Raw genomic sequence first — 24388 nt, forward strand, 5'->3', positions numbered from 1 at the left:
GATATGGTTGACCGTTGTCCGGATCTCCCTAGTAAATGCGCCCGATGTCCTGTTCCCGAACTCCGTGCAAGGGGATATCGCTGTAGTCACTGCGCCTGGCCTCGCAGACACTCGCGGCCTTGGTTGGGCAAGTGAATCAGTGACTATTCGGGGGCTGACCCGCCCGGCTTTCGTGGAGCTCGGCCAATTTGAGTCAGTCCGATATCGACGTTAAGCTGAGGGCTCGCTACCTTAAGCGGTGGCCAGCAGCGCGCCAACCGCTTATTAATCGGTTGGCCGACCGCGCGTATGTCGACTACGGGGGCAGTCTCAAGATCCAAGTGCAACACCGGGTCAATGGATCAAATCGGCTTGCAATTGTAGTCGAGCCATATGCTCGGCATAGACGGCAAGCGGCGTTTTCCAGCCGAGCGTTTCTCGCGGTCGGGTATTAAGCGAGAGCACTTTGGCGTCGAGATCGTCGTGGAGTAGATCGACAGGTCCGAGCCCTTGGCATGTACTGCCTCAGCAAGCCATTGGTGTTTTCATTGGAACCGCGCTGCCACGGGCTGTGCGGGTCGGCAAAGTAAATCTACACGCCGGTACGCTTGGTCACGATTTTGTGGCCGTGCATTTTGCGGCCTTGGTCGTAGGTCATCGATTGCGCATTCCCGCCGGCTGACGGTTGAGCACGGCCGAGAAACTCTCGACCACCGTACAGGTCCCGGCATTGTCCCATCTTGGCTAGCACCACGAAGCGGGTGGTTCGCTCGACCAGGGTGCCGACCAAGGAACGATTGCCTCCGCCCTTGATTAGGTCACCCTCCTAATCGCCAGGGATGAGGCGGTCCTCGACCGCGGGCGGACGGATGTGGATGCTCTGCATGCCCTTGATCTGGCCTCGGCGGTCGACGCCCCGACTGCCTCGGGGCACTGCCAAGGCGGTTAACAATGGCTCGGACACTGCACTGGTCATCCCGCATGGTCATCACGACGGCACGCTCTTGCGCCAGATGGGTATAAATTTTTGGCATCGCAACACTCTACAGGAAAGAATGTTGCACTTGGTCTTAGAGACTGCCCTTCCGACATCTTGCACGTCCGCCATCGCCCACCTTGCCGCTATGCTTGCGGTATTCAGTTTATCTGAATCTGGTTTTTCAGCGATGAAGTAAATGAGAGTCATTTGCATCTGCCCGCTCGTTTTGTTACCCTGCAGTTTTAATTAACTACAGGATGATCGTGAGCCCGAACAAAATCGCAGCCCTTACCTTAGCCTCGCTGGTGACCTTGCCCGCCATTGGTCAAGACAAAGTACTGAACTTGTATTCCGCACGCCATTACCAGACCGATGAAGCGCTGTACACGGATTTCACGAAGCAGACCGGAATCAAGATCAACCGCATCGAAGCGGGTGACAACGAGCTGCTCGAGCGTCTGCGCAACGAGGGTGCCCACAGCCCGGCCGACGTCTTCTTGACCGTCGATGCGGCAAGGCTGGGCAAGGCCGAGGAAATGGGCCTGTTCGCACCGGTCAAGTCGGCGGTATTGACGCAGCGTATCCCGGCGCATCTGCGCACGGACAACTGGTTCGCGTTTTCGCAGCGCGCGCGCGTCATTGTCGCCAACAAGGCGCGCGTGAACGCGGCCGATGTCCAGACCTACGAGAGCCTTGCCAATCCGCAGCTCAAGGGCCAGGTGTGCGTGCGTTCGGGTGCCCATCCGTATAACCTGTCGCTCGGCGCCGCCATGCTCAATCACCACGGCGCGCAAAAGACGCAGGCTTGGGCCAAGGGCCTGGTGGAGAACTTTGCGCGCGCGCCGAAGGGTGGCGACACCGACCAGATCAAGGCCGTCGCTGCCAGCGAGTGCGGGGTTACTCTGGCAAATTCCTACTATGTCGCGCGCATGCTGCGCTCGGACAAGCCGGAAGACAAGAAGGTCATGGAAAACGTCACGGTCATCTGGCCGAACCAGAAGACCACGGGCGCCCATATAAACATTTCCGGCGGCGGCATGCTCAAGACCGCGCCCAACAAGGAGTCCGCGGTCAAGTTCTTGGAATACCTGGCATCGAACCAGGCACAGGTGTATTTTGCTGACGGGAATAACGAGTGGCCTGTCGTTGCCAGCGTCAAGACCAACAATCCCGGTCTGGCCGCGATGGGCAACTTCAAGGCCGATACCGTGAAAGTTGGCGCCTTGGCTGCGAAGCAAGCCGAAGTCCAGAAGATCTACGACCGCGCCGGCTGGCGCTGATCCGCCTTCTTCACAGACTGGCAGTACGTCGACAATGCCGTCCGGTTCGCACTGGACGGCATTGCTCGTTTCAAGCGCTGCGCCGCTCAGCGCCCATGGCGGCTGCGCGCGATCTCGCGGGTCAGAACCATCAGCGGCAGCACGCCGACGGCGACGATCGCCAGCGCCGCCGTCGAGGCTTCGGTCAGGCGTTCATCCGAGGCCAGCACATGGGCCTGGGTAGCCAAGGTATCGAAATTGAAGGGTCGCATGACCAGGGTTGCCGGCAATTCCTTCATGACCTCCACGAACACCAGCAGGCCGGCCGTCAGCAGGCTGCCGCGCAGCATGGGGATGTGGATGCGCCTTAGCGTGGCCGGCGCGCCGTGGCCGAGCGAACGCGCAGCGTCATCCATCGACGTGGTGATCTTGCCCAGGCCCGCCTCCACCGTCTGCAGCGAGACGGCCAGGAAGCGCACCAGGTAGGCGTACACCAGCGCTGCGATGCCGCCGGTCAGCAGCAAGCCCGGATTAGTACCGGTCAGCTGCATCCAGGACGAGGCCAGCCAGGTATCGAGCTTGGTCACCGGCAGCAGCACGCCCACCGAGATGACCGTGCCTGACAGCGCGTAGCCAAGCCCGGCCAGGCGGTTGACGTTGCGGTGCAGGCTGCCGCGCGCGGTGCGCGCGGCATAGGCCAGCAGCACCGCAATCGCCACGGCCAGGACCGCCGCCAGCGCGGCCAGCATGAAGCTGTTCCGGGCAAGCACAAGGAAGCGTTCGCCGAACTGGGCGTCGCCGCTGGTGATCGCCATGTGCAGCAAGACCGCGGCGGGCAGCAGGAAGCCGGCGCCGAGCGGGACGCTGCAGAACACGACGGCCGCAGCCGCGCGCAGGCCCTTCAGGCGGTCGCCCGGATGGCCGGCCTGGCGACCGCCGGCGACGTCGAAGCGGGCGCGGGCGCGGCTGAGTTGCTCGATCAGGAGCAGCAACGCCACGAAGCCCAACAAGGCCGCAGCCAGCTGCGCCGCCGCCTCGCGGTCGCCCAGGGAAAACCAGGCGCGGTAGATGCCTGTCGTGAACGTTTGAACGCCGAAATACGAGACCGCGCCATAGTCGGCCAGGGTTTCCATCAAGGCCAGCGCGGCGCCGGCGGCAATGGCGGGACGCGCCAGCGGCACGGCGATCGTGAAGAAGCGCCGCCATGGTCCCAGTCCCAGAGAACGTCCGACGTCGAGCATGCCGCCGGCCCGTTCCAGGAAGGTCGAGCGGGCCAGCAGGTACACATACGGATACAGCACGAAGGTGAAGATCACGGCCGCGCCGCCAAGGGTGCGTATGTCGGGAAACCAGTAGCTGCCTGGCGTGAGCGCAAACGTGGCGCGCAGCCAGGTCTGGACCGGCCCGACGAACTGCAGCAAGTCGGTATAGGTATAGGCCATCACGTAGGTCGGCACCGCCAGCGGCAGCACCAGCGCCCACTCGAACAGGCGCCGCCCTGGAAAGTCGTGCATCGTGACCAGCCAGGCGGCGCCCGTGCCGATCACGACCGTACCAGTGCCGACGACCGCGCACAGGTAAAGGGTGCTGAGAATATACGACGCGAGCACGGTGTCGACCAGGTGGGCCCAGGTCTCGCCGCCCGCGCCGGGCAGCAGCGACGCCGCCACGGTCAGCAAGGGCACCGCTACCAGGGCCGCGACCACCAGTGCCGCCGCTTGCAGGGGGTTGAATGCCGATTTCGCCACAATAACCTAAAGAAATAAAGCAATTATAATGGGTCCTTTATTTCGTAGGACCACCATGGCGCTTCTTGAACTCCAGCAGCTTTCTCATGCTTACGGCGGCCACCCTGTCGTGGGCGACTTGTCGCTCGAGCTGGCGCCCGGCACGATCGGCTGCCTGCTCGGACCGTCCGGCTGCGGCAAGACCACCGTGCTTCGCTGCATCGCCGGTTTCGAGCGCCCCGATGCCGGTACCATCCGGGTTGGCGGAGAGGTGGTCAGCGCGATGTCCACCCACGTGCCCCCCGAACGGCGCCGCATCGGCATGGTGTTCCAGAATTACTCGCTGTTTCCGCACCTGAGCGTGGCGGCCAATATTGCCTTCGGCTTGCAGGCCCTGCCCTCCGCCGAGCGCAAGACCCGTGTGCATGCCTTGCTGGAACTGGTCGGACTGCCGAGCCAGGCCGACAGGTATCCGCATGAGCTGTCGGGCGGCCAGCAGCAGCGTGTCGCGCTGGCGCGCGCCCTGGGCCCGCGGCCGCGCCTGCTGCTGCTCGACGAACCGTTTTCCAGCCTCGACGTGGATCTGCGTGAACGCCTGGCGGCCGAAGTCGGCGCCATCCTGCGCGCCGAGGGCACGACGGCGGTCCTGGTCACGCACGACCAGCACGAAGCGTTTGCGATGGCCGACCAGGTGGGTGTCATGCACCAGGGCCGCATCCAGCAGTGGGACACGCCCTACAACTTGTATCACCGTCCGGCCAACCGCTTCGTGGCCGATTTCATCGGCCAGGGCGCATTCGTACCCGGCCAGGTATTGGCGGGCGGTGCCATCGGCATCGAGCTCGGCGCACTGCGCAACGCCCCAGCAGGCAGCGCGCGGGCGTGGCAGCCTGGGGACGCCGTCGCCGTCCTGCTGCGCCCGGACGACGTCGTGCACGACGACGCCAGCCCCGTGACAGCCGAGGTGGTGGCGAAGGCGTTTCGCGGGGCGGAATTTCTCTATACGCTCAAGCTCGGCAGCGGACAGGAAGTACTATCGCTGGTTCCGAGCCACCACGACCATGCGCCGGGCGAACGGATCGGCATCCGCCTCGACGTCGACCACGTGGTCGCCTTCCCCGATTGACCGCTGCCGGCCCCTTGCGAGGCCGGCGGCAGGTGCCCGGACAGGTTCAGAAGCTGGCGAACAGCGACAGTTTCACGCTGCGCGGCGCGCCCGGCGTGATGTTGTTGTCGTTGTGGGCCGATGCCCAGTACTTCTTGTCGAACAGGTTTTCCACGTTCAACTGCAAGCGGTACTGCTTGCTGAAACGGTAGAAGACGGCGCCATCGATGCGGGTGAACGAGGGCAGCATCACCGTGTTCGAAGTCGAGGTGTAGAGACTGTCGCGATACACCACGCCCAGGGCCGCGGCCAGCGGTGCGCTGAAGTCATAGCGGCTCCACAGTGAGAACGTGTGCTTCGGCACCATCGCCAGCATGGCGCCGGAACGCACGGTAGCCGACTGGTCGGCGGTCAGCACCGCATCCTGATAAGCGTAGCCACCCATGACACTGAGTGCTTGCGTCACGCGTCCCGTCAGATCCAGTTCGACGCCCTTGCTGCGCTGGCCGTCGACCAGGATGCTGGTGCCGGCCACCGCGCCCGGCACGACGACGTTACTGCGGTCGAGCTGATAGACGGCGGCGCTAGCGGCCAGCAGCGGGGTCACGTCCCACTTCACGCCAAGTTCGACATTGTCGAATTTCTCGGGATCGAAAGCACGGTTGCTTGCGGTAAGCGAGGTGAGCTGATCGCCGGCGCGCGGCAGGTAGGCGCGGCTATAGCTGGCATACAGCGACATCGCTTCCATCGGTTTGTAGATCAGGCCGAAACGTGGGGAGACCGGCGTATCGGTCACCTCGAACTGGCCGTTGCTGGTTGCAAGGCGATTGTTGAAGTCGACGCTGAAGCGGTCGTAGCGCAAGCCCGCCACTGCCTGCCACTGGGGCGAGAAGATGATCTGGTCCTGCAGATATACGGACGCAACCTTGGCCTCGCTGTAGTTGCTGGTGGTCGCCGTCGGGAAGCTGACGCCGCCGGTATAGATCGGGTTACTGGCGAGAACACTCGGGGTACCCGCGAAGACACCGCCGCGACGCGCGTTATCGGTTTCCTGGCGCCCGAGCTCGATGCCGGCAGCGATCTTGTGGGTGATGCTGCCGGTCGCCAGCGCGTAGCTCAGGTCGGTCTGGTTAAACAGATTGTTGCGTTCGGTCGTATCGAGATAGGCGCCCACGGCGAGACGGCCGGTGGCTGCGTTGACGGCGCTGTTGGCATACACGTTCTGGTAGAACTTGTCGTACTTGGCGACACGGGTGCGGTTGCGCAGCATGAGGCCATTGCCGGCATCGTGTTCGACGTACGCCGAGAAGGCATCCACGCGCACGCCAGTCGGGCTCAGCTCGGCATTGCCGAAAAAGGTCGACACGTCGGTGTCGAATGGACGTCCATTGAACGAAGGCACGCCGCGGTCGGCGATGCGGTCGTCGCGGAAGTGCTCGTAGCCGAGGCTGATGCGGGTGTTCCTGCCGGCGCGCAGGCTCATGGTCGGATTGATGCCCTTACGCTCGAGCGTGACGCCATCGCGGTAGCTGTCCGACCGTTCGGCCATGGCATTGACGCGCAGCGCCAGGTCCGGGCTCACTGCCCCGCCGACATCGACGGCGGCGCGCTTGTGGCCATACGAGCCGACGGAGAGGTTGACATCCGCCACGGGCGCCCAGCGCGCCTGCTTGCTGACGCGATTGATCACGCCACCCGAACCGCCGCGGCCGAAAATCATGGCATTGGCGCCCTTGATGGCCTCGAGGCTGTCGATGTTGTAGAAGTCGCGATAATACTGCACATCGTCGCGCATACCGTCGATAAAGAAATCGCCAGTCGAGCTATTGCCACGGAACACGGCTGCGTCGCGATTACCTTCGCCCTGGGCTGTGACAATCCCTGGCACGTAGCGGATCGCGTCGGCGATGCTCTGCATGGCCTGGTCGTTCATCAACTGGCGCGTGATCACCGTCACCGACTGCGGCGTGTCACGCAGCAGCGTATCGGTCTTCATCACGCTGACGGTCGATTTTTCGACATAGCCACGGTCGGCTGAGCCGAGCACTTCAACGACGGCCACTGGGCCCGGCTGCTGGTCGTCGTTTGCAAACGCCGTGCAGCTCAGGAGAGTACCTGCCACGGCAAGGGTAATGGGAGCCGGACGGAAGAAAGTTGAAGAACGCATGATCGTCGAGAGAAATGTAAATGAGAATGAGAACGGTTATTAATCATATTACGGCAATGCCTTATCTGCAGGAAAGATTTCGCGGTTAATAATGGGGCAGGGCGCGTAAGGTTCTAAACCGAACTCGACCTCTTGGGCCAACACACGGCGTCGGCAAGCAAAGTAAAACAGCAGAGCGATCGACGTGAATATGCATTGGCCTTTTTGCATGGAAAAAAATGTTGTACTGCAAAGTGTTGTAAAAACACACTTTTATTGCCAAATTGTAGACTTCTGGCTACATTGGATTCGTGGCAAGGATGTATAGACAGGTACGTTTTGGTCTGCAGCCCAATTCAGCGCCGAAGCTTGTACGGACAGTCGGCTTCAGTCCAGCAGCAATTACAAAAACAACCCGGAGGGTAAATGGCTTACAGGTACGTCCCAAGAACGACAGCCGCGCTTGCATTGATGGTCTTGCAGCAGAGCGCATATGCACAACAGCCAGCCACAGGTGAGACCGCTGAACCGGGAGCAATGCAGCGCGTCCAGATCACCGGCAGCCGTATCAACCTGCGGCAGGAACAAGTGTCGGGAGTGGGACCGGTTACCGTGATCGATGCGGATACCATCCAGCGCTCAGGCGCGATTTCGATCGAAACCCTGCTGCAGCGCCTTCCGTCCTCCGCTGGCACGGCGGGCAGCCAGTCCAGTGCGTACTGGACCAGCAACGGCTACGGCACCACCCAAGTCAACCTGCGCGGCCTGGGCATCGACAGGACGCTGGTGCTTCTGAACGGGCGCCGGGTTGTCTCCGGCGGGACGGGCGCCAACAGCGCGGTCGACCTGAACATGATTCCGGTGGCGATGATCGAACGAATCGAAGTACTGAAGGACGGCGCATCGGCGATCTACGGCGCGGACGCGGTGGCCGGGGTCGTCAATATCATCACCAAGAAGGCCATCGACGGCGTCGAAGCCTCAGCGCGTTACGGGAAGACCGAGCGTGGTGACGGCGCGGAGAAGTCTGCGGACATCGTGTGGGGCACCAAGAGTGAGCGTGGATCCCTGATGGGGTCCCTGAACTACTCCGAAAGCGAAGCAGTCAACCTGGCATCCCGGGCACCGTGTTCGCTGTTCGAGGAAGACGGTGAGTTGGTGTGCTCGGGCAGCTCGTCCACCATCGGCGGACGGGCGCGGCTTGCCGACGGCCGTCGCGTCAACTTCAACCAGGATCCGAACGGCAACCCACGGGGCTTTGAGACCTACAGCGCGGCACGGCATGCCTATAACAGCAATCCTTTCCTGAACGCGGTCAATCCGATCAAGCGCATCGGCGCGAGTGCCTTCGGCAATGTGCGTCTGACCGACCAGGTCGACCTGTTCAGCGAGGTCATGTTCACGAACCGCAAGTCCAAGCAGCTCGCGACACCCGGTGCGATCGGAGTCTATCGCCCGATCAACATCGCTGCCAGCCATCCGACCAACCCCACTGGGCAGGACCTGACGCTGGAGCGCCGCAGGGTGGCAGAAGTCGGCCCGCGCTACTTCTTCCAGGAGACGAATACCTTCCGGGTACTCGCCGGATTGAAGGGCGTTATCGGCGAGAAATGGGATTGGTCGGCATCCCTCAACTGGGGCCGCAACACCGGCGTCGACGGGATGACGAACATCATCAACCTTGATCGCGTCGACGCCACACTCAATGCCGCTACCTGCGGCAGGGCAGGCGCTGCGCCGTGCGGCAACTACCTTGGTTACGGCAATCTCAGTCCGGCGGTCCTCGACTACATTCACTTCACGACGCGCGACCACGGCGGTAACGACCAGAAGAGCTTTAATGCGAGCATCAGCGGCGAACTGTTCACCCTGCCGGCTGGCCCACTCGGTTTCGCATCCGGTTTCGAGTACCGCCGCGAGCGCGGCTGGCGCGACCCGGACAGCATGATTGTGTCGGGCGCGGCCAATACCCCCGCCCAGGACCCGATCGCCGGTGAGTACAGCGCACGGGAGGTGTTTGCCGAGCTGGCTGTGCCCCTGTTGGCCAAGCTGCCCCTGGTGGATTCGTTGACCCTGAATGCAGCGGCGCGCTACTCCGACTACAGCCTGTTCGGGTCGCAAGGCACCTACAAGCTCGGTCTCGACTGGCAGGTCATCCCCTCGCTGAAGATGCGAGCAAACCGCTCGACGGCATTCCGCGTACCGAACGTGCCGGAACTGTTCGGCGGTGTCTCGGAAGGCAACTTGACCACGACCGATCCGTGCAACAACTGGAATACACTTGATCCGAACTCTGCGGTCTACAAGAACTGCCAGGCGTCTGGTTTGCCTGCCGGATTCAGGCAATTCGGACCATCGATCCTGACGACAGGCGGCGGCAACCAGAACCTCAAACCGGAGGAGGCGGACACGTTCACGGTCGGTGCCGTCTGGACGCCGTCGAAGGCCTTGACGCTGACGCTCGACTATTTCAACATCAAGATCAACAACGCGATCGAAACGGTACCGGGTTCGACCAAATTGTCGGTGTGCTACAACTCGCCAGGGCTGGCACACATTTTCTGCGGGCCGCAGAGCTTCACGCGCGATCCGCGCACCGGCGAAATCAACTTCCTTTCATCCCAGCCCGAGAACGCGGCGCAGCAGCGCGTCGCCGGGATCGACCTCGGTGCCATGTATGACTTCAACCTGTTCGGTTGGTCGTCGTCGGTGACGGCAGATGTTTCCCGTCTCAGCGAGTTCGATGTCACGCCATTCCCTGGCGGGGAGGTCATCGAGTATGCCGGCAAGATCACGGGTGGCCGCGGCAGCTACGCCAAATGGCGCTCGACGGCTTCCCTGACCACGTCGAACGGCCCATGGTCCGGTTCATATACGGTCCAGTACATCGGCAACGCTGAGGACATCAATGCCGCGCCAAGCGATATCGGCTCCCGCGCACCGAGCGTCGCTTACCACAACGCCAGCCTGAAGTATGCGTTTAACAAGGCAATGACGCTGGCGGTTGGCATCGACAACCTGTTCGATAAGCGTCCTCCGTATATCCAGAGCTGGACAGATGGAAATACGGACACGATGACCTACGACTTGCTTGGTCGCCGCTGGCACGTGCGCCTCGGCTATAAATTCTAAGCATCGGATGATGCCAGGTGGGCCGTTGTGCATGCATAATGCGCGGCGGCCGGTTTTCCCTGCCGGGTAACAACTCAAACACGAACACTATGCAACTAGCTTTCTGGGTGCGGCGCGCCCATAAATGGATCGGCCTTGTCATCGGAGTGCAGGCGCTGCTCTGGATGATCAGCGGCCTGTACATGGTCGTCGTCCCGCTCGAGGTCATCCACGGGGACCATCTGGCACATGTGCCGACCGAACGACTCAACCCGTCGGCAACCCGCATTACGCAGGCACGCCTCCACGAATTATACCCAGGTATTACCTCGGTGCGGATGAAAAGCCTGCTCGGGAAGGAAACCTACGAAATCAAGCAGGGCCAGCAGACCACCTTGGTGGAAGCAGCCGATGGCAGGAAGCTCAGTCCGCTCGGGCGGGAAGAGGTCGTCGCACTGGCCGACGCGGCTTATGTGGGCGAGGGCAGCATTCGTGGCGTGGAGTGGGTCACCAAGGCACCTCAGGAAGTCGGTACGCGGTCCGTGCCTCTTTGGGCGGTCCATTACGACGAGCCGGGCAAGACGACGCTGTACTTTTCGCCTTTTAGCGGCGACCTCGTCGCGCGGCGCCATGAGCTGTGGAGGTGGTTCGATTTCCTGTGGATGTTCCACATCATGGACTACGAAACGCGTGCGGACGTGAACAACACGCTGCTGCGCGTCGCTTCGATCTCCGGACTGGCTTTCGCGCTGAGCGGCGCCTGGCTGCTCTTCTACAGTTTCAAGCGGAGGAAGCACGCATGAGCCATTGGATGCGACGAATTCATAAGTGGGTGGGACTGATCCTGGCCATCCAGTTTGTGCTGTGGATGTCGAGTGGGGTTGTGATGAGCCTGCTCGACGGGGACAAGGTGGCTGGACGCGAGTTTCGTATCAAGGCGCCGACACCGCCGGCATGGCCGCGCGATGTCCTGAGTACGGATGCGGTGCTGGCCGCCACAAAAGAAAGCATCATGACCATCAGCTCCGGCTGGCTGCTTGACCAGCCTGTTTATCGGCTCCAGAACGACAAGCGCAGTTGGCTTGTGCGCGCAAGCGACGCGACGGCTATCGTAGTCGACGCGCGGCTCGCCGCAAGGGTCGCGAAGGCATCGTACTCAGGTCCTGGAAGGGCCGGCGCCCCCCGCCTCCAGGAATCCACTCTGGAAACGCGCAAACACGACGAGCCGGTCTGGCGCATCGACTTCGATGACGCCGAGGACACGACGGTCTACGTGTCCAGCAAGTCTGGCGCAGTGCTGGAACACCGGAACAGTACCTGGCGCTTGTTCGACCTGTTCTGGATGCTCCACATCATGGACTATAGCGAGCGGACCAACTTCAACAACCCACTGCTGGTGTCGAGCGCGATCGGTGGCTTATGGATGGCCTTGACAGGGGTCTGGTTACTTTTTGTCAGCGTCCGCCTGGCGGAGTTCGTCCCGAGCCGCTGGCGTCGGAGCCGCGCCGTCAACCTGGTCGACAGTCGCGGGACGCGGCAGCGTTCAATCGATGCCGGACAGGGCGATACGGTGTTCCAGGCGCTTGCCCGTTCCGGCCTGCAACTGCCATCGAATTGCGGCGGCGGGCAAAGCTGTGGCCTGTGCGAAGTCCGGTGCGTCGGCAATGTACCGGTACCGACAAGTGCCGACCGCGCGCTGCTGTCGCCCGCTAAACTGGAGGCGGGTTACCGGCTGGCCTGCAACCTTCCGGTGAAACGCAGTCTCGACATCGACGTCGGGGACACCATGGCCTTGGCCGCCGAGCGGGCAGGGGTCGTCACAAGCGTCAAACCCTTGTCGCCCTTCCTGCGTGAGATAACGGTGCGCCCGAACGCACCTGTAGCGTGTCGTCCCGGGGCATACGTTCAGGTCCATGTTCCCGCGTACGAGCGCGATGCCAGCCATCTCGAGATCCCCGAGGACCATCATGAGGACTGGCGGACTGCGGGCACCCTGGCTGCGCTCGCGAACGATGCGCCGGTTCGCCGTTCGTATTCGGTGGCCGTGCCGCTCGAGCGCTGCGACGGGCAACTGACTTTCCTGGTCCGCTTCGTACCTGGTCCGAAGCCGGGCAGGGGATCGGGCTACATGTACACGCTGAAGGTCGGCGACGAGCTGCGCTTTAGCGGTCCGTTTGGCGACTTCGCTTTGAAACCGGGCGGGCGTGAAAAGGTGTTCATTGGTGGCGGCGCCGGCATGGCCCCGTTACGTGCAATGATCCATGAGCTGCTGGCAAAAGGCGCAACGGAGCCGCTGCACTTCTGGTACGGCGCACGCAGCAGACGCGATGCGCCTTACATGGACGAGATGCGCGACTTTGCGTCGAAGTATCCGAACTTTCACTGGCATCTTGTGCTATCGGAGGAGAGCGGGCAGAACGACATTCCTAGCGGACTGGTGCATGAGAAGGTCAAAGATGGTCTTTTGCGCATGCACCCCAACCTGGGCTCGCTTGAGTTCTACGTGTGCGGTCCGCCGGCGATGCTAGCAGCTACACGGACGATGCTACGCGAGCTGGGGGTGAACGACACTAAGATCGCTTACGACGACTTCAAGATCTGACCGGTACCCTGTAGCGCGCCAGGGCTGCACTATACGGCTGCATTCGGTAGTGCTAGCTCTGGTCGAAATGGGCAGCGATCCGTCCATCCTCTGCATTTCCCTTTCTTGAGCATACTCATCACCAGAAAGAATTCAGGCCGACGACTAACCCTGTAATCGACGATTTCTTCGTTTTAAAGGTGAATGGCGGAGATAGGTAGTAAGCGTCGTCTCCGTACCGTGGTTGACTTCCCAATCATAGATCCCGGCAGATATCAGTCGTCGATTAGTGCTTGAATGATCGGGCAACCGGCACTGGGATGTTCGCTGTCGCAACGGGAGACCATTGTTGCCAGAGCTGCTTTCATTGCGAGCAGATCGCTTAATTTCGCTTCGACCATTGCGAGCTTTTTCGCCGCCAGGTCGCGCGTGCTTGCACAAGTCTGGGAGCCCTCAAGCTTCAGCAAGCTTGAGATTTCGTCGAGCGTAAAGCCAAGGAGCTGCGCCCGTTTGATGAATCGAATTCGGCGTACATCGTCGTCCGCATAGGTGCGATAGCCGATGTACGGCCGCGTCGGTTCATCGATCAGTCCACTTCGTTGATAGAACCGGACCGTCTCTACATTCACGCCGGCGGCACCCGCGAGGCGGCTGATGGTCATTTTTTCAGTCATGCTCTTGACTCCGTATATGTGTACGGAGTTTATCCTATACTTGTGTAAAACCAGTTGGAGTGGGCATGGCATTCGGAACGAAGGGATCTCTAGTCGCAGGCGTTTTGGCGGCGCTTGGCGCGTCGGCTTGTTGCGCCGGTCCGCTCATTCTTCTATTGCTCGGTGTGGGCGGCGGCTGGGCGACTCACCTTATCACATTCGAGCCATATAGCCCCAACCTCACCGGCCTGACCGTGCTCTTTATGGGGCAAACAGGGAAAACGGAAAAAATCGGGCGCTAAAGCTCTATGCCTGGTCCTTGAGGTCTCGCAGCGGCCGATATTTTCCTTCGTCGACCCTCCTGTTCTGCCGCCAAACGTAATCCCCGGTTAAGTTGATGTGCTCCCAGCCTAACGGCGAGAGAAATTGCAGCATGCCGTTGTCGTCTAGCCTGCCAGACTCGCGTAGCGCTTGTGTAGCCCGCTCCAGGTAGACCGTATTCCACAGCACGATGGCGCCCGTCACCAAGTTCAGGCCGCTCGCACGGTACCGCTGCTGTTCGAACGTCCGGTCCCGGATCTCACCCAACCGGTGGATGAAAACGGCCCTGGCCAGCGCGTTACGCGCTTCCCCCTTGTTTAACCCGGCGTGCACGCGCCGGCGCAACTCGACGTTTTGCAGCCAGTCCAGGATGAATAGCGAACGCTCGATGCGGCCTAGCTCGCGCAGCGCGATCGCCAAGCCGTTCTGGCGAGGATAGCTGCCGAGCTTGCGCAGCATGAGAGAGGCAGTTACGGTGCCGTGCTTGATTGATGCAGCCAGGCGAAGCACATCGTCCCAGTGCGCGCGCAGGTGTTTGATGTTCAAGCTGCCGCCAATCATTGACCGCAGTGCTGGGTGATCGGTCACCTTGCCAGGCACGTACAGCTTGGTGTCGCCCAGGTCGCGTATGCGTGGCGCGAAGCGAAACCCCAGCAGGTGCATCAGCGCGAAAACGTGGTCAGTAAAGCCGGCAGTGTCAGTGTAGTGCTCTTCGATACGCAGATCTGATTCGTGGTACAGCAAGCCGTCCAACACGTAGGTCGAGTCGCGCACGCCGACGTTGACCACCTTAGTGCTGAAAGGGGCGTATTGATCCGAAATATGGGTGTAGAACAGCTTGCCCGCCTCGGCGCCGTATTTCGGGTTGATGTGGCCCGTGCTCTCGGCCCGGCCGCCGGCTCGGAAGCGCTGGCCGTCCGACGACGACGTGGTGCCGTCGCCCCAGTGCCCCGCGAACGGATGTTTGAACTGGGCGTTGACCAGTTCGGCTAGGCCGACCGAATAGGTCTCGTCCCGAATGTGCCAGGCCTGCAGCCAGGACAGCTTCGCGTAAGTCGCGCCAGGGCTTGACTCCGCCATCTTGGTCAGGCCGAGATTGATCGCGTCGGCAAGGATAGCCGACAACAGCAGAGTGCGGTCCTTGGCCTGCTCGCCGCTCTTGAGGTGGACGAAATGCCGAGTGAACCCGGTCCAGTCGTCCACGTCCATTAGCAGCTCGGTGATCTTGACGCGGGGAAGTAGCCCGCTTGTTTGGTTGATCAGCGCTTGCGCCTTGTCCGGCACCACCGCGTCCTGCGGGCTGATGCGCAACCCCGTGTCGGTGATAATCGCGTCGGGCAGCTCGTTGGCTAACGCGAGGCGGTTGACAGTCGCCAGCTGCTCTTCGAGCAGCAGCAAACGGTCATGGAGGTATTGGTCGCAGTCTTGGTTGACCGCGATCGGCAACTGGCGCGCTGCCTTCATGGCGCCGAATTTCTCCGCTGGCAGTAGGTATTCTTCGAAGTCACGGAACTGACGCGAGCCCTGTACCCAGATGTCGCCGGACCGCAGTGCGTTTTTCAACTCCGACAACGCGCAGATTTCATAGAAGCGGCGATCGTATCCTTCGTCTGTGAAAACCAGCGACTTCCATCGGGTTTTGACGAAGGAGGTTGGCGCGACGTCGGGCACCTTGCGCGCCCCGGTAGCATTCATCTCGCGCAGCACTTCGATCGCATCGAGAACAGCTTGCGCGGCCGGCGCCGCCTTCAGCTTGAGCACATCCAGGAACTCTGGCGTGTAGCGTCGCAGCGTGCTGTACTGCTCGCCGACCAAGGACAGGTGGTCGAACGATTCCGGTTGCGCCAACTGGTCAGCCTCGGTGACGCTTTGAGCGAAGTCTGACCAGGACAGGATCGCTTCAATCGCGGCATACGGATCGCCACCCGATTCCTTGGCTTCGACCAGCGCGCGGCCCACTTTCGAATATAAGCGCACCTTGTCGTTGATCGCCTTGCCCTGCTTTTGGAAGTCCTGTTGATGCTTGTTCTTGGCAGCGCTGAACAGCTTGATCATGATCCGGTCGTGCAGGTCGACTAACTCGTCCGTCACAGTGGCCATGCCCTCGATTACCACTGCGACCAGAGTGGCGTAGCGCCGCTCGTCCTCGAACTTTGCAAGGTCGCGCGGCGTCATCTGTGCCCCCTCCCTCGCTATCTTTAGCAGCCGGTTCTGGTGGATCTGGCGGCCTAGTCCGTCGGGCAGGGCCAGCGACTGAAATACCCTGAGCCGATCGATGTGTTCGCGCATGTAGCGGGAATTGGGCTTGAGCGGTGATTGCCGCAACCAGACGAGCCAGGTGATGCTCATCTTCGGTGCCACGTTGAGCAGGTTGTCCAAGGCGCGCTTGTGATGACGCTCCAATGGGCCGATCAACCCGCGATAGATGCGCCGGTTGGCCCTCGTCAAGGCCTCGGCGCAGACCCGCTCGATGACGCCCAGCGCTGGCAGGATGATCCGTTTTTGGCGCAGCGTTTCGAGGGCATGCGCGGCAAGGATCATTGCCTTGTCGGTCTGCATAGCGAGATCCGTCAGTCTGTGCAGCAGCTCCCTGAAGTCGGACAGTCCGAACACGGACAGCCCCAAGTAGGCACGCAGTTCATGTAAGTGCTCGTTCCGTGTCTTTGCCCGCTCGCCGTATTCCGGCCAAGACACCGCAGCACTACGCACCTGTTTGGCAACCCAATTAACCACCGGCTCTGGCAACTTGGTGTCACTGGCCAGCGCGCAGCCAGGGTAGCGCAACAAGCTCATCTGGACAGCAAACCCGAGCCGGTTCGCGTCGCCACGGCGCTGCCGGATCAGAGCCATATCGGCTTCGGTGAAGCTGTAATGCTGTATCAGTTCATCCTGACTCTCCGGCAAGGCCAACAGACTATCGCGTTCAGTGTCGGAGAGCAGTGAGCGGCGTGGCATTCGTTCGATTTCCTCGAAATTTGATAAACGGGAAGCACAGGGTGGAGCGGAAAGTCCGGGCTCAGGACCACACGCTCATGAGGGCATGAATGTTCATGCGGCGTCCGTCTTCAGGTACTGGTAAAGGGTTTCTCTGCTGATGCCGAAGTCGCGAGCCACGGCCGCTTTTGGCTCGCCGGCCGCGACCCGAGCGCACAGCTCGGTCACGTGCTCGGGCGCGAGCGCTTTTTTACGGCCGCGGTAGGCTCCGCGTTGCTTGGCGAGCGCGATCCCCTCTCGCTGCCGTTCACGGATCAGGGCGCGCTCGAACTCGGCAAAGGCGCCCATCACTGACAGCATCAGGTTCGCCATTGGCGAGTCTTCGCCGGTAAAGGCCAAACACTCCTTGGCGAACTCGATCCGCACGCCGCGCTTGGTCAGACTCTGCACAAGGCGTCGAAGGTCGTCCAGGTTGCGAGCCAAACGGTCCATGCTGTGCACGACCACGGTGTCGCCCTCGCGCACGAAACTCAGCAGCGATTCCAGCTGCGGACGTTGCGTGTCCTTGCCCGATGCCTTGTCGGTAAACACTCTATCCACTTGTACGTGCTCGAGCTGCCGGTCCGGGTTCTGGTCGAAACTGCTAACCCTGACGTAACCGATTCGTTGGCCTTTCACGGAACCTCCTGTTGTCCATGTCAGGCTGAAATCTATGAGCTTTCTAGTCAGGTGTCAATAAATTGGTTTTTCAACCCTAATCTGACGCACTTTGCCGAGCTGTCCTGACGCCAGCTTAGGGTACACCTCAATCTGACGGTGCTACAGAAGTGCCTCTTCAAAAGATGCTTGACTCCGTACTCAACTCCGGGCTTACGATGATGTTTTGATAGATCTGCAGAGGAGTATCTATGTCTGAGCCGCAAAAAGGCCGCGCTGCGCTGGTTGCTGGTGGTTTAGCTGCAATTCTTGCTTCTGGCTGCTGCTTAGGGCCACTAGTGTTGGTCATGTTGGGTTTTAGCGGCGCTTGGATGAGTAATTTGTCAGCCCTGGATCCTTACCGGCCCGTGTTTCTTGGCGCGGCACTAGTCGCGATGCTTTTTGCTTATCGCGCCATCTTCCGGACTACGCGAGCATGCGAGCCTGGAGATGTATGCGCTGCCCCGCAAGCCAAGACGTCGTACAAAGTCATCTTTTGGATTGTGGCTGCGCTTGTTGTCGTTGCACTGACGTTCCCGTACGTAATGCCTTTGTTTTACTAATTAGGAAAAATCATGAAAAAACTGTTTGCCACCCTTGCCATCGCCGCTTCCTTCGCTGCCCCTGCCTGGGCGGCCACTCAGACGGTCACGCTGACTGTTCCTGGTATGAACTGCGCAACTTGCCCGATCACCGTGAAGAAGGCACTGAGCAGGGTTGACGGTGTTCAAAAGGCTGAGGTCGATTACGCAACCAAGCTGGCCGTTGTGACGTTCGACGATAAGAAGACCAACGTTCAGGCACTGAGCAAGGCGACGACCGACGTAGGCTATCCGTCTGAACTGAAGAAATAAGGCGGCATAGACGGCAGCGCCGCTAGAACCAGGTAGCGATACCTTTCCGGCGATTCTACTGGCCGTCATTGCGTGCACAGCCTGTAAATGGCCCACGGCGCCTGTTCGCTGATGCGAATGACTAAGTCAGATACCGAGGCGTTGTACCGGCCGGCTTGGGCACAACGGGATTAAAGAGAGAGCAGAATGCAAGAGTTAAACGAAATCGGTCTGAGTGTCGCAGGGATGACCTGCCCAAGTTGCACAAAGCACGTTGAGGACGCGCTGCTCGCAGTTCCTGGCGTGACAGGAGCGTCCGTCGATTACCCGGCGAACAGGGCTCAGGTCACGGGCAATAGCCTTGACGTGTTGGCACTCGTAACGGCGGTGGGGGCACTTGGTTATCGGGCTACGCCTGCGGGCAAAGTTGACAGCGAAAAGCGCAGTTCCGAACGGCCGGGACTTCTTGGCAGAGCTACCCAGTGGTTGAGCGGCGAGGGCGCCGTGGAGAAGCCGGCAGACCAGCTGCATGTGGCGATTATCGGTACCGGCGGCGCCGCTGTGGCAGCAGCGCTGAAGGCAGCTGAAAATGGTGCCCGGATCACGCTGATCGAGCGGGGAACCGTCGGAGGTACCTGCGTCAACGTTGGCTGCGTTCCTTCCAAGATCATGATTCGGGCCGCGCATATCGCTCACCTGCGCCGTGAAAGTCCTTTTGACGCGGGACTGTCAGCAACGCCTCCGGTTGTCCTGCGTGACCGTCTGCTAGCTCAACAGCAGGCACGTGTGGACGAGCTGCGTCATGCTAAATATGAAAGTATCCTCGAAGGCAATCCGTCGATCAATCTTGTGCGAGGCAGCGCTCGCTTTAAAGATGGCCAAACGCTTATCGTGGAAGCGGCAGAAGGTGGCACTCGCGAAGTGGCCTTCGATCGCTGTCTCATTGCCACTGGTGCAAGCGCTGCCATTCCGCCATTGCCTGGTCTTGCAGACACGCCATATTGGACGTCCACAGAAGCATTGGTAAGCGAAACCATTCCGAAACGGCTGGCCGTAATTGGCGCCTCGGTGGTAGCACTCGAACTGGCACAGGCGTTTGCGCGGTTGGGCAGCGAGGTGACGGTCCTGGCGCGGCGCACCTTGTTTGCCAGTGACGACCCTGCCATCGGAGAGGCGGTGACCGCCGCCTTTCGTGCAGAGGGCATTACGGTGCTGACGCAGACGCAGGCAAGTGCCGTCACCTATTCGGACCGCCAGTTCACCTTGGCGACCCCACAGGGCAAGTTAAATGTGGATCAATTGCTCGTGGCTACCGGTCGCACGCCGAATACCGCAAGCCTGGATCTCGAGCGAGCAGGTGTAACGTTTGACTCGCAACATCGCATCCTCATCGATAAGGGCATGCGCACGAGTGCTCCAAACATTTACGCAGCGGGCGACTGCACTGACCAACCTCAGTATGTCTACGTTGCAGCCGCGGCTGGCACCCGGGCGGGCATCAATATGACCGGTGGCGACGCAATGCTCGATCTCGACGCAATGCCTGCAGTCGTGTTCACCGATCCGCAAGTTGCAACGGTTGGCTATAGCGAAGCGGATGCCCAGCGCATCGGCCTGCAAACCGAAAGTCGTACGCTCACGCTCGACAATGTGCCGCGCGCACTTGCCAACTTCGATACCCGCGGCTTTATCAAACTTGTCGCTGAGGCTGGGTCCGGACGAATTCTCGGGGTTCAGGCTGTAACGCCGGAAGCAGGAGAAATCATCCAGACTGCCGCAATTGCTATCCGAGCTCACATGACCGTCCAGGATCTTGCCAACCAGCTTTTCCCATACCTGACCATGGTTGAGGGTCTCAAACTGGTGGCGCAGACGTTCTCGAAAGATGTGACACAGCTCTCGTGCTGTGCCGGCTAGTGCATTCGGCCTCGGATATGAGACCGCGCATACCCTGCTAGAACACAGCAATCAAAGCACAGCATGAATGCGTACTCAATATCGAAGCTGGCTGAAGATGCTGGCGTCAGCGTGCATGTCGTGCGCGACTATATGATCCGCGGCCTGTTGCACCCCACCCGGCGAACCGAAGGTGGCTACAACATTTTCGATGACAAAACGCTCGGAAGGCTGCGGTTTCTCCGCGCAGCCTTCGAGTCCGGAATTGGGCTCGACGAACTGGCGCGACTTTGCAAAGCATTGGACGCAGACGATAGCGAAAGCCTGGACCGATGCGTCGAGCGCGTGCGATGGAAGATCGACGTGCGCCGAACAGAGTTGACTGTCGTCGAGGCCTCTTTGAATGAAATGGCGGCCGGTGCAGCTACTTCAGCCAAGACTCAAACGCCCCGCAGCGATGACCGGACTATAGTTTTAGGAGAGACAATTGCTGGATAAGACACTCGTGATCCCCCGGTGTCAGAATAGTTGTCGCGTCACGTGATTGAGTAAAGCCATACCGGGGACGGGCAAGAGAGAACGTGTGAAGCAGTATCCAGCAGAACGAAAAGAGGCGTTGTTACGGCAGATGATGCCGCCCCAGAACCGCGTGGTGTCGGAACTGGCCCGTGAGAGTGGGATCACCGAACAGACGCTTTATACTTGGCGCCGTCAACTTCGTAATCAAGGAATGCCGGTGCCAGGTAGTGGGAAAAATGCTGAGGAATGGACCTCAGAGGACAAGTTCGCTGTCGTGCTGGAAACGGCTGCGTTGAACGAGAGCGAACTGTCGGAATATTGCCGTCGGAAGGGGCTGTTTGCGGAGCAGATCGCCACCTGGCGAGCCGCATGTATGGCCGCCAACGTGAGCGTGGTGCAGCAAACCCGGGCGCAGCAGGTCCAGTCGAAGGAAGACAAGAAGCGGATCCGGCAGTTGGAGAAGGACTTGCAACGCAAGGAGAAGGCGCTGGCTGAAGCAGCAGCGTTGCTGATCCTGCGAAAAAAAGCCCAGGCGATCTGGGGGGACAAAGAGGAAGACTGATCAGCGCCCCAGATCGCCTGTCATGTGTTGCGTTGATCCGTGAAGCCGAAGCTGCAGGCAGCCGGCTGTCACCGGCTTGTCGTGAACTCGGCATCACCCTGCGCACGTTTCAGCGCTGGGTGCGGGGCGGAGATGATGCTGTAGCCGTCGACAGCCGCCCAACTAGCGTCAGGCCTGAGCCGGCCAACAAGCTCACCGAAGACGAGCGTACCGAGATTCTGGCTGTCGCCAACAGCGAGGAATTTGCCAGTCTGCCGCCGAGTCAGATCGTGCCGACGCTGGCCGATCGAGGCATCTATGTGGCTTCGGAGTCGAGCTTCTACCGTGTCTTGAAGTCGGCCTCGCAGCAGCACCATCGTGGCAAGGCCAAAAAGCCGAGTGAGCGCGTGGTCACGAGCCATTGCGCCATAGCGCCGAACCAGGTGTGGAGTTGGGACATTACGTGGCTGCCGGCTGCGATCAAAGGCAAGTACCACTACTGGTACATGGTGCTCGACATCTACAGCCGCAAGATTGTCGGTCACGAAGTCCACGAGGCGGAGTCGGCAGAATCGGCGGCGCGGCTGATGCGCAGGGCCAGCCTGGCTGAGGGATTGGCCGGCCGACCGCTGGTACTGCACTCGGATAATGGCAGCGCCATGAAGGGCTCGACCATGCTGGCCACATTGGAGCAACTCGGCGTTGCACCGTCGTTCAGCAGGCCGCGTGTGAGCAACGACAACGCCTACGCAGAGTCGTTATTCAGGACCTGCAAATATCGACCGAACTACCCGCGCCAGCCGTTTGCGACGCTGGAAGACGCGCGGGCATGGACGCAGAAATTTGTGCGATGGTACAACCAGGAGCATAAGCACAGCGGCCTGAAATTCGTGACGCCGGCACAACGTCATGGCGGCCAGGCTGAAGCGATTCTGGAGTATCGCGAACAGGTATATCGAGAAGCGAAGAACCGTAATCCGCAGCGCTGGTCGCGGGATGTCAGGAACTGGAATCTGGATAGTCAGGTCTGGCTGAATCCGGAACGGATTCGACCAGAGGAACTACGGCAGGTCGCGTGAGGTGACGCGACAACTACGTTGACAAACACCGGTTCTTCTACGAGTGCAAGGGCTGTGCTGTCGTGCTGCGCCCGACGGCCGGCGACTGCTGCGTGTTCTGCTCGTACGGCACGGTCAAGTGTCCACCGATCCAGTTGGACCGTTCCTGCTGCGGCCAACGCGGGCGTTAGAGTGCTCCTCGTGCCGGCTGCAGTGTTTCGGCGCAGTTCCAAGGCAAGAACTCCTCGACGCGGTTGACTAGATGGTCTGCGATGTGCGCAAGCACATGGCGCAGCCACGCCTCCGGATCGACGCCGTTCAATTTCGCTGTGCCAATCAGCGAGTAGATGGTGGCAGCGCGTTCACCGCCGCTATCCGCACCGGCAAATAGATAATTGCGACAATCAAGGGCAACTCCGCGCAACGCACGTTCTGCGGCCGAGTTGTCGATCTCGATTGCGCCGTCCTCGCAGAAGCGAGCAAGGGCTGGCCACAGATTCAAGCTGTATTGGATCAAGCTGTATTGGATCGCCACCGCCGTTTCGGACTAACGCGATAGCTTTGCCATTGTCGTGCGCAGCCAAAGTTCGAAGTCGTCGAGCAGGGGTCGCGTCCTGACACGTCGCGCCAGCAAACGTTGATCCGGTGGATTCCCCTGGATGTCGGCTTCGATGACATACAGCTCGACGATGCGCTGCAGCGCTTCGATAGTCATCGCCGAGGGTCTTGCTTCGTGCAGGTCATAGAACTTGCGGCGTGCATGTGCCCAGCAAGCAGCCTCTTGAATTTTTTTGTCTCAAGTAGCGCGTTGAAACCTGCATAGGCGTCTGCCTGGAGAACGCCGCTGAAGTTATCCAGGTACGTTTGCGGGTGGATGCCTTTGCGATCGGGTGTACACGCGAACCACACCGGAGGTGGCGTGGGCGAGCCCAATGGGCGGTTGTCACGCACATAAGTCCATAGGCGGGCTGTCTTGGTCTTGCCGTTACCTGGAGAGAGCACCGGGATTGGCGTATCGTCCGCATGCAGTTTGTTCGCTGCCAGCACATGGCGGCGCACCGCATCCACCAAGGGGCGCAGCAGCGCGCATGAGGACCCGACCCAGTCTCCGAGCAGCGCGCGGTCAAGCTCGACGCCGTCACGTGCATAGATCACGGACTGGCGGTAAAGTGGCAGATCGTCGGCGAACTTGGCGACCAGGATGTGGGCCAGCAGACCTGGGCCGGCCATTCCCCGCGCGATGGGACGCGTCGGCGCCGACGCCTGCACAATGCAGTCGCAGCATGTACACGCCATCTTCGGCCGGACATGGCGAATCACGCGGACGCTTGATGGCACGGTAATCCCGCGAGCTCGAGCTGAACCTGCGGATCAAGCCGCGCCATCGCCTGGTGCGCGAGAAGCCGCTGCCCCTGGCCGTGCCGACCTCGATCAACCAGAGTTGGTCAATGGACTTCATGCATGACCAGTTGGCCGACGGCCGCAGCATCCGGCTGTTCAACGTCATCGACGACTACAACCGCGAGGGCCTGAGCATCGAAGTCGATTTCTCGCTGCCGTCCGAACGTGTCATCAGATCGCTCGACCGGATCATCGAATGGCGCGGCAAACCGCATGCGATCCGCTGCGACAACGGCCCGGAATATATCAGTGCTGTGAAGCTCGCGTGGGCTGCCAGGCACGGCATCCGCATCGATTTCATCCAGCCAGGCCAGCCGCAGCAAAACGCTTACGTCGAACGATATAACAGAACCGTTCGTTATGACTGGCTCGCCCATCACCTGTTTGAGACGCTCGACGAAATCCAGGAATTTGCCACCAACTGGTTGTGGACCTACAATCACGACCGGCCCAACATGGCGCTCGGCGGTATTACGCCAAAACAGAAATTGGCGCTCGCTGCTTAACCTCTACTTTTAGCGTGTTCTAAAAATGGGGGGATTACCCAGGCTGGTCATCCGGTTTCTCGTCAGTGACCATGCTTATACCCAACGGAGTTTCAGCCGACATTGGCCTAATTTCTGTTGTCATGCACGGTGACTTTGAATCG

At 60.6% G+C, this 24388-nt stretch carries 16 protein-coding genes and 4 pseudogenes; 13 read left to right on the forward strand and 7 right to left on the reverse strand.

Going from position 1 to position 24388, the window contains the following annotated elements; translation table 11 throughout:
* Positions 1–333: 333 nt before the first annotated feature.
* A pseudogene (locus tag KY496_RS27035) lies at positions 334–901 on the reverse strand (IS30 family transposase); the annotation flags it as partial.
* Positions 902–1215: 314 nt separating this feature from the next.
* Between KY496_RS27035 and KY496_RS04800 the strand changes: the two are divergent.
* A complete protein-coding gene (locus KY496_RS04800) occupies positions 1216–2238 on the forward strand; it encodes a Fe(3+) ABC transporter substrate-binding protein (RefSeq protein WP_219864059.1) in 1023 nt (340 codons plus the stop codon).
* Between the two features lie 86 nt (positions 2239–2324).
* Here the strand turns inward: KY496_RS04800 and KY496_RS04805 are convergent, their stop codons facing one another.
* The gene (locus tag KY496_RS04805) at positions 2325–3965 is read right to left on the reverse strand and encodes an iron ABC transporter permease (RefSeq protein ID WP_229520421.1); all 1641 of its coding nucleotides are present in this window, start codon (positions 3963–3965) and stop codon (positions 2325–2327) included.
* A 55-nt stretch (positions 3966–4020) separates the two neighbouring features.
* Here KY496_RS04805 and KY496_RS04810 point away from each other — a divergent pair, with 55 nt between their 5' ends.
* Entirely contained in the window at positions 4021–5070 is a 1050-nt protein-coding gene (locus tag KY496_RS04810) for an ABC transporter ATP-binding protein (RefSeq protein WP_219864060.1), read from the forward strand.
* A gap of 46 nt (positions 5071–5116) precedes the next feature.
* Here KY496_RS04810 and KY496_RS04815 read toward each other — a convergent pair whose 3' ends face one another.
* Positions 5117–7111 carry a TonB-dependent siderophore receptor gene (locus tag KY496_RS04815; RefSeq protein ID WP_219864061.1) on the reverse strand — a complete coding sequence of 665 codons (1995 nt, stop codon included), beginning with the start codon at positions 7109–7111 and terminating at the stop codon, positions 5117–5119.
* A gap of 621 nt (positions 7112–7732) precedes the next feature.
* Here KY496_RS04815 and KY496_RS04820 point away from each other — a divergent pair.
* The 3 genes from KY496_RS04820 to KY496_RS04830 all read left to right on the forward strand — a co-directional run bounded on the left by KY496_RS04820 (position 7733) and on the right by KY496_RS04830 (position 12908).
* On the forward strand, positions 7733–10327 hold the full coding sequence (locus KY496_RS04820; RefSeq protein WP_229520422.1) for a TonB-dependent receptor: 2595 nt from the start codon (positions 7733–7735) through the stop codon (positions 10325–10327).
* Between the two features lie 89 nt (positions 10328–10416).
* The gene (locus KY496_RS04825; RefSeq protein WP_219864063.1) at positions 10417–11109 is read left to right on the forward strand and encodes a PepSY domain-containing protein; all 693 of its coding nucleotides are present in this window, start codon (positions 10417–10419) and stop codon (positions 11107–11109) included.
* Positions 11106–12908 (forward strand): 2Fe-2S iron-sulfur cluster binding domain-containing protein, encoded by a 1803-nt coding sequence (locus KY496_RS04830; RefSeq protein WP_219864064.1) that lies wholly within the window; start codon positions 11106–11108, stop codon positions 12906–12908. Before KY496_RS04825 ends, KY496_RS04830 begins: the two co-directional genes overlap by 4 nt.
* A 254-nt stretch (positions 12909–13162) precedes the next feature.
* Here KY496_RS04830 and merR read toward each other — a convergent pair whose 3' ends face one another.
* Positions 13163–13561 (reverse strand): Hg(II)-responsive transcriptional regulator, encoded by a 399-nt coding sequence (merR, locus tag KY496_RS04835; protein ID WP_219864065.1) that lies wholly within the window; start codon positions 13559–13561, stop codon positions 13163–13165.
* 65 nt (positions 13562–13626) lie between these two features.
* On the opposite strand from merR, the gene KY496_RS04840 reads away from it, so the two are divergent.
* Positions 13627–13842, forward strand: a complete 216-nt coding sequence (locus tag KY496_RS04840) for a mercuric transporter MerT family protein (protein WP_219864066.1) — start codon at positions 13627–13629, stop codon at positions 13840–13842.
* A 4-nt stretch (positions 13843–13846) separates the two neighbouring features.
* On the opposite strand, the gene KY496_RS04845 is transcribed toward KY496_RS04840, so the two are convergent.
* Together KY496_RS04845 and KY496_RS04850 are read right to left on the reverse strand one after the other, a co-directional pair.
* Positions 13847–16816: a Tn3 family transposase gene (locus tag KY496_RS04845; RefSeq protein ID WP_219864067.1), complete on the reverse strand. Its 2970-nt coding sequence runs from the start codon at positions 16814–16816 to the stop codon at positions 13847–13849.
* A 93-nt stretch (positions 16817–16909) separates the two neighbouring features.
* Positions 16910–17473, reverse strand: coding sequence for a recombinase family protein (locus KY496_RS04850; RefSeq protein WP_219864068.1), 564 nt, complete (start codon positions 17471–17473; stop codon positions 16910–16912).
* A 230-nt stretch (positions 17474–17703) separates the two neighbouring features.
* Between KY496_RS04850 and merT the strand changes: the two genes are divergently transcribed.
* From merT to KY496_RS27355, 6 genes and pseudogenes are all read left to right on the forward strand, one after another.
* On the forward strand, positions 17704–18054 hold the full coding sequence (gene merT / locus KY496_RS04855) for a mercuric ion transporter MerT (RefSeq protein WP_219864069.1): 351 nt from the start codon (positions 17704–17706) through the stop codon (positions 18052–18054).
* Between the two features lie 12 nt (positions 18055–18066).
* Positions 18067–18345, forward strand: a complete 279-nt coding sequence (merP, locus tag KY496_RS04860; protein WP_219864070.1) for a mercury resistance system periplasmic binding protein MerP — start codon at positions 18067–18069, stop codon at positions 18343–18345.
* Between the two features lie 186 nt (positions 18346–18531).
* Positions 18532–20241, forward strand: a complete 1710-nt coding sequence (gene merA / locus KY496_RS04865; RefSeq protein WP_219864071.1) for a mercury(II) reductase — start codon at positions 18532–18534, stop codon at positions 20239–20241.
* 63 nt (positions 20242–20304) lie between these two features.
* A complete protein-coding gene (merD, locus tag KY496_RS04870; protein WP_219864072.1) occupies positions 20305–20718 on the forward strand; it encodes a mercuric resistance transcriptional repressor MerD in 414 nt (137 codons plus the stop codon).
* 85 nt (positions 20719–20803) lie between these two features.
* Positions 20804–22359, forward strand: a protein-coding gene (locus KY496_RS04875) for an IS3 family transposase (RefSeq protein ID WP_229520324.1) whose coding sequence is annotated in 2 segments (ribosomal slippage) — positions 20804–21266 and positions 21266–22359 — 1557 coding nt in all. Because the reading frame shifts where the segments join, the coding sequence is not laid out codon by codon here.
* 20 nt (positions 22360–22379) lie between these two features.
* Positions 22380–22529 (forward strand): annotated as a pseudogene (locus tag KY496_RS27355) (GDCCVxC domain-containing (seleno)protein); the annotation flags it as partial.
* Here KY496_RS27355 and KY496_RS04880 read toward each other — a convergent pair.
* Positions 22526–23670: pseudogene (locus KY496_RS04880) on the reverse strand (IS66 family transposase); the annotation flags it as partial. The pseudogenes KY496_RS27355 and KY496_RS04880 sit on opposite strands and share 4 nt — an antisense overlap.
* 14 nt (positions 23671–23684) lie before the next feature.
* On the opposite strand from KY496_RS04880, the pseudogene KY496_RS04885 reads away from it, so the two are divergent.
* Positions 23685–24245: pseudogene (locus KY496_RS04885) on the forward strand (integrase core domain-containing protein); the annotation flags it as partial.
* Positions 24246–24388: the final 143 nt, after the last annotated feature.

It is taken from the genome of Massilia sp. NP310, from assembly GCF_019443485.1.
Lineage (GTDB): Bacteria > Pseudomonadota > Gammaproteobacteria > Burkholderiales > Burkholderiaceae_D > Telluria > Telluria timonae.

Excerpts from the sequence above, each read along its gene's own strand:
- KY496_RS04810 (WP_219864060.1), top strand. The coding sequence starts at position 4,021 with ATGGCGCTTCTTGAACTCCAGCAGCTTTCTCATGCTTACGGCGGCCAC.
- KY496_RS04800 (WP_219864059.1), top strand. The coding sequence starts at position 1,216 with ATGATCGTGAGCCCGAACAAAATCGCAGCCCTTACCTTAGCCTCGCTG.
- merA (WP_219864071.1), top strand. The coding sequence starts at position 18,532 with ATGCAAGAGTTAAACGAAATCGGTCTGAGTGTCGCAGGGATGACCTGC.
- KY496_RS04840 (WP_219864066.1), top strand. The coding sequence starts at position 13,627 with ATGGCATTCGGAACGAAGGGATCTCTAGTCGCAGGCGTTTTGGCGGCG.
- KY496_RS04820 (WP_229520422.1), top strand. The coding sequence starts at position 7,733 with ATGCAGCGCGTCCAGATCACCGGCAGCCGTATCAACCTGCGGCAGGAA.
- KY496_RS04825 (WP_219864063.1), top strand. The coding sequence starts at position 10,417 with ATGCAACTAGCTTTCTGGGTGCGGCGCGCCCATAAATGGATCGGCCTT.
- KY496_RS04830 (WP_219864064.1), top strand. The coding sequence starts at position 11,106 with ATGAGCCATTGGATGCGACGAATTCATAAGTGGGTGGGACTGATCCTG.
- merT (WP_219864069.1), top strand. The coding sequence starts at position 17,704 with ATGTCTGAGCCGCAAAAAGGCCGCGCTGCGCTGGTTGCTGGTGGTTTA.
- merR (WP_219864065.1), bottom strand. The coding sequence starts at position 13,561 with ATGACTGAAAAAATGACCATCAGCCGCCTCGCGGGTGCCGCCGGCGTG.
- merD (WP_219864072.1), top strand. The coding sequence starts at position 20,305 with ATGAATGCGTACTCAATATCGAAGCTGGCTGAAGATGCTGGCGTCAGC.
- merP (WP_219864070.1), top strand. The coding sequence starts at position 18,067 with ATGAAAAAACTGTTTGCCACCCTTGCCATCGCCGCTTCCTTCGCTGCC.
- KY496_RS04845 (WP_219864067.1), bottom strand. The coding sequence starts at position 16,816 with ATGCCACGCCGCTCACTGCTCTCCGACACTGAACGCGATAGTCTGTTG.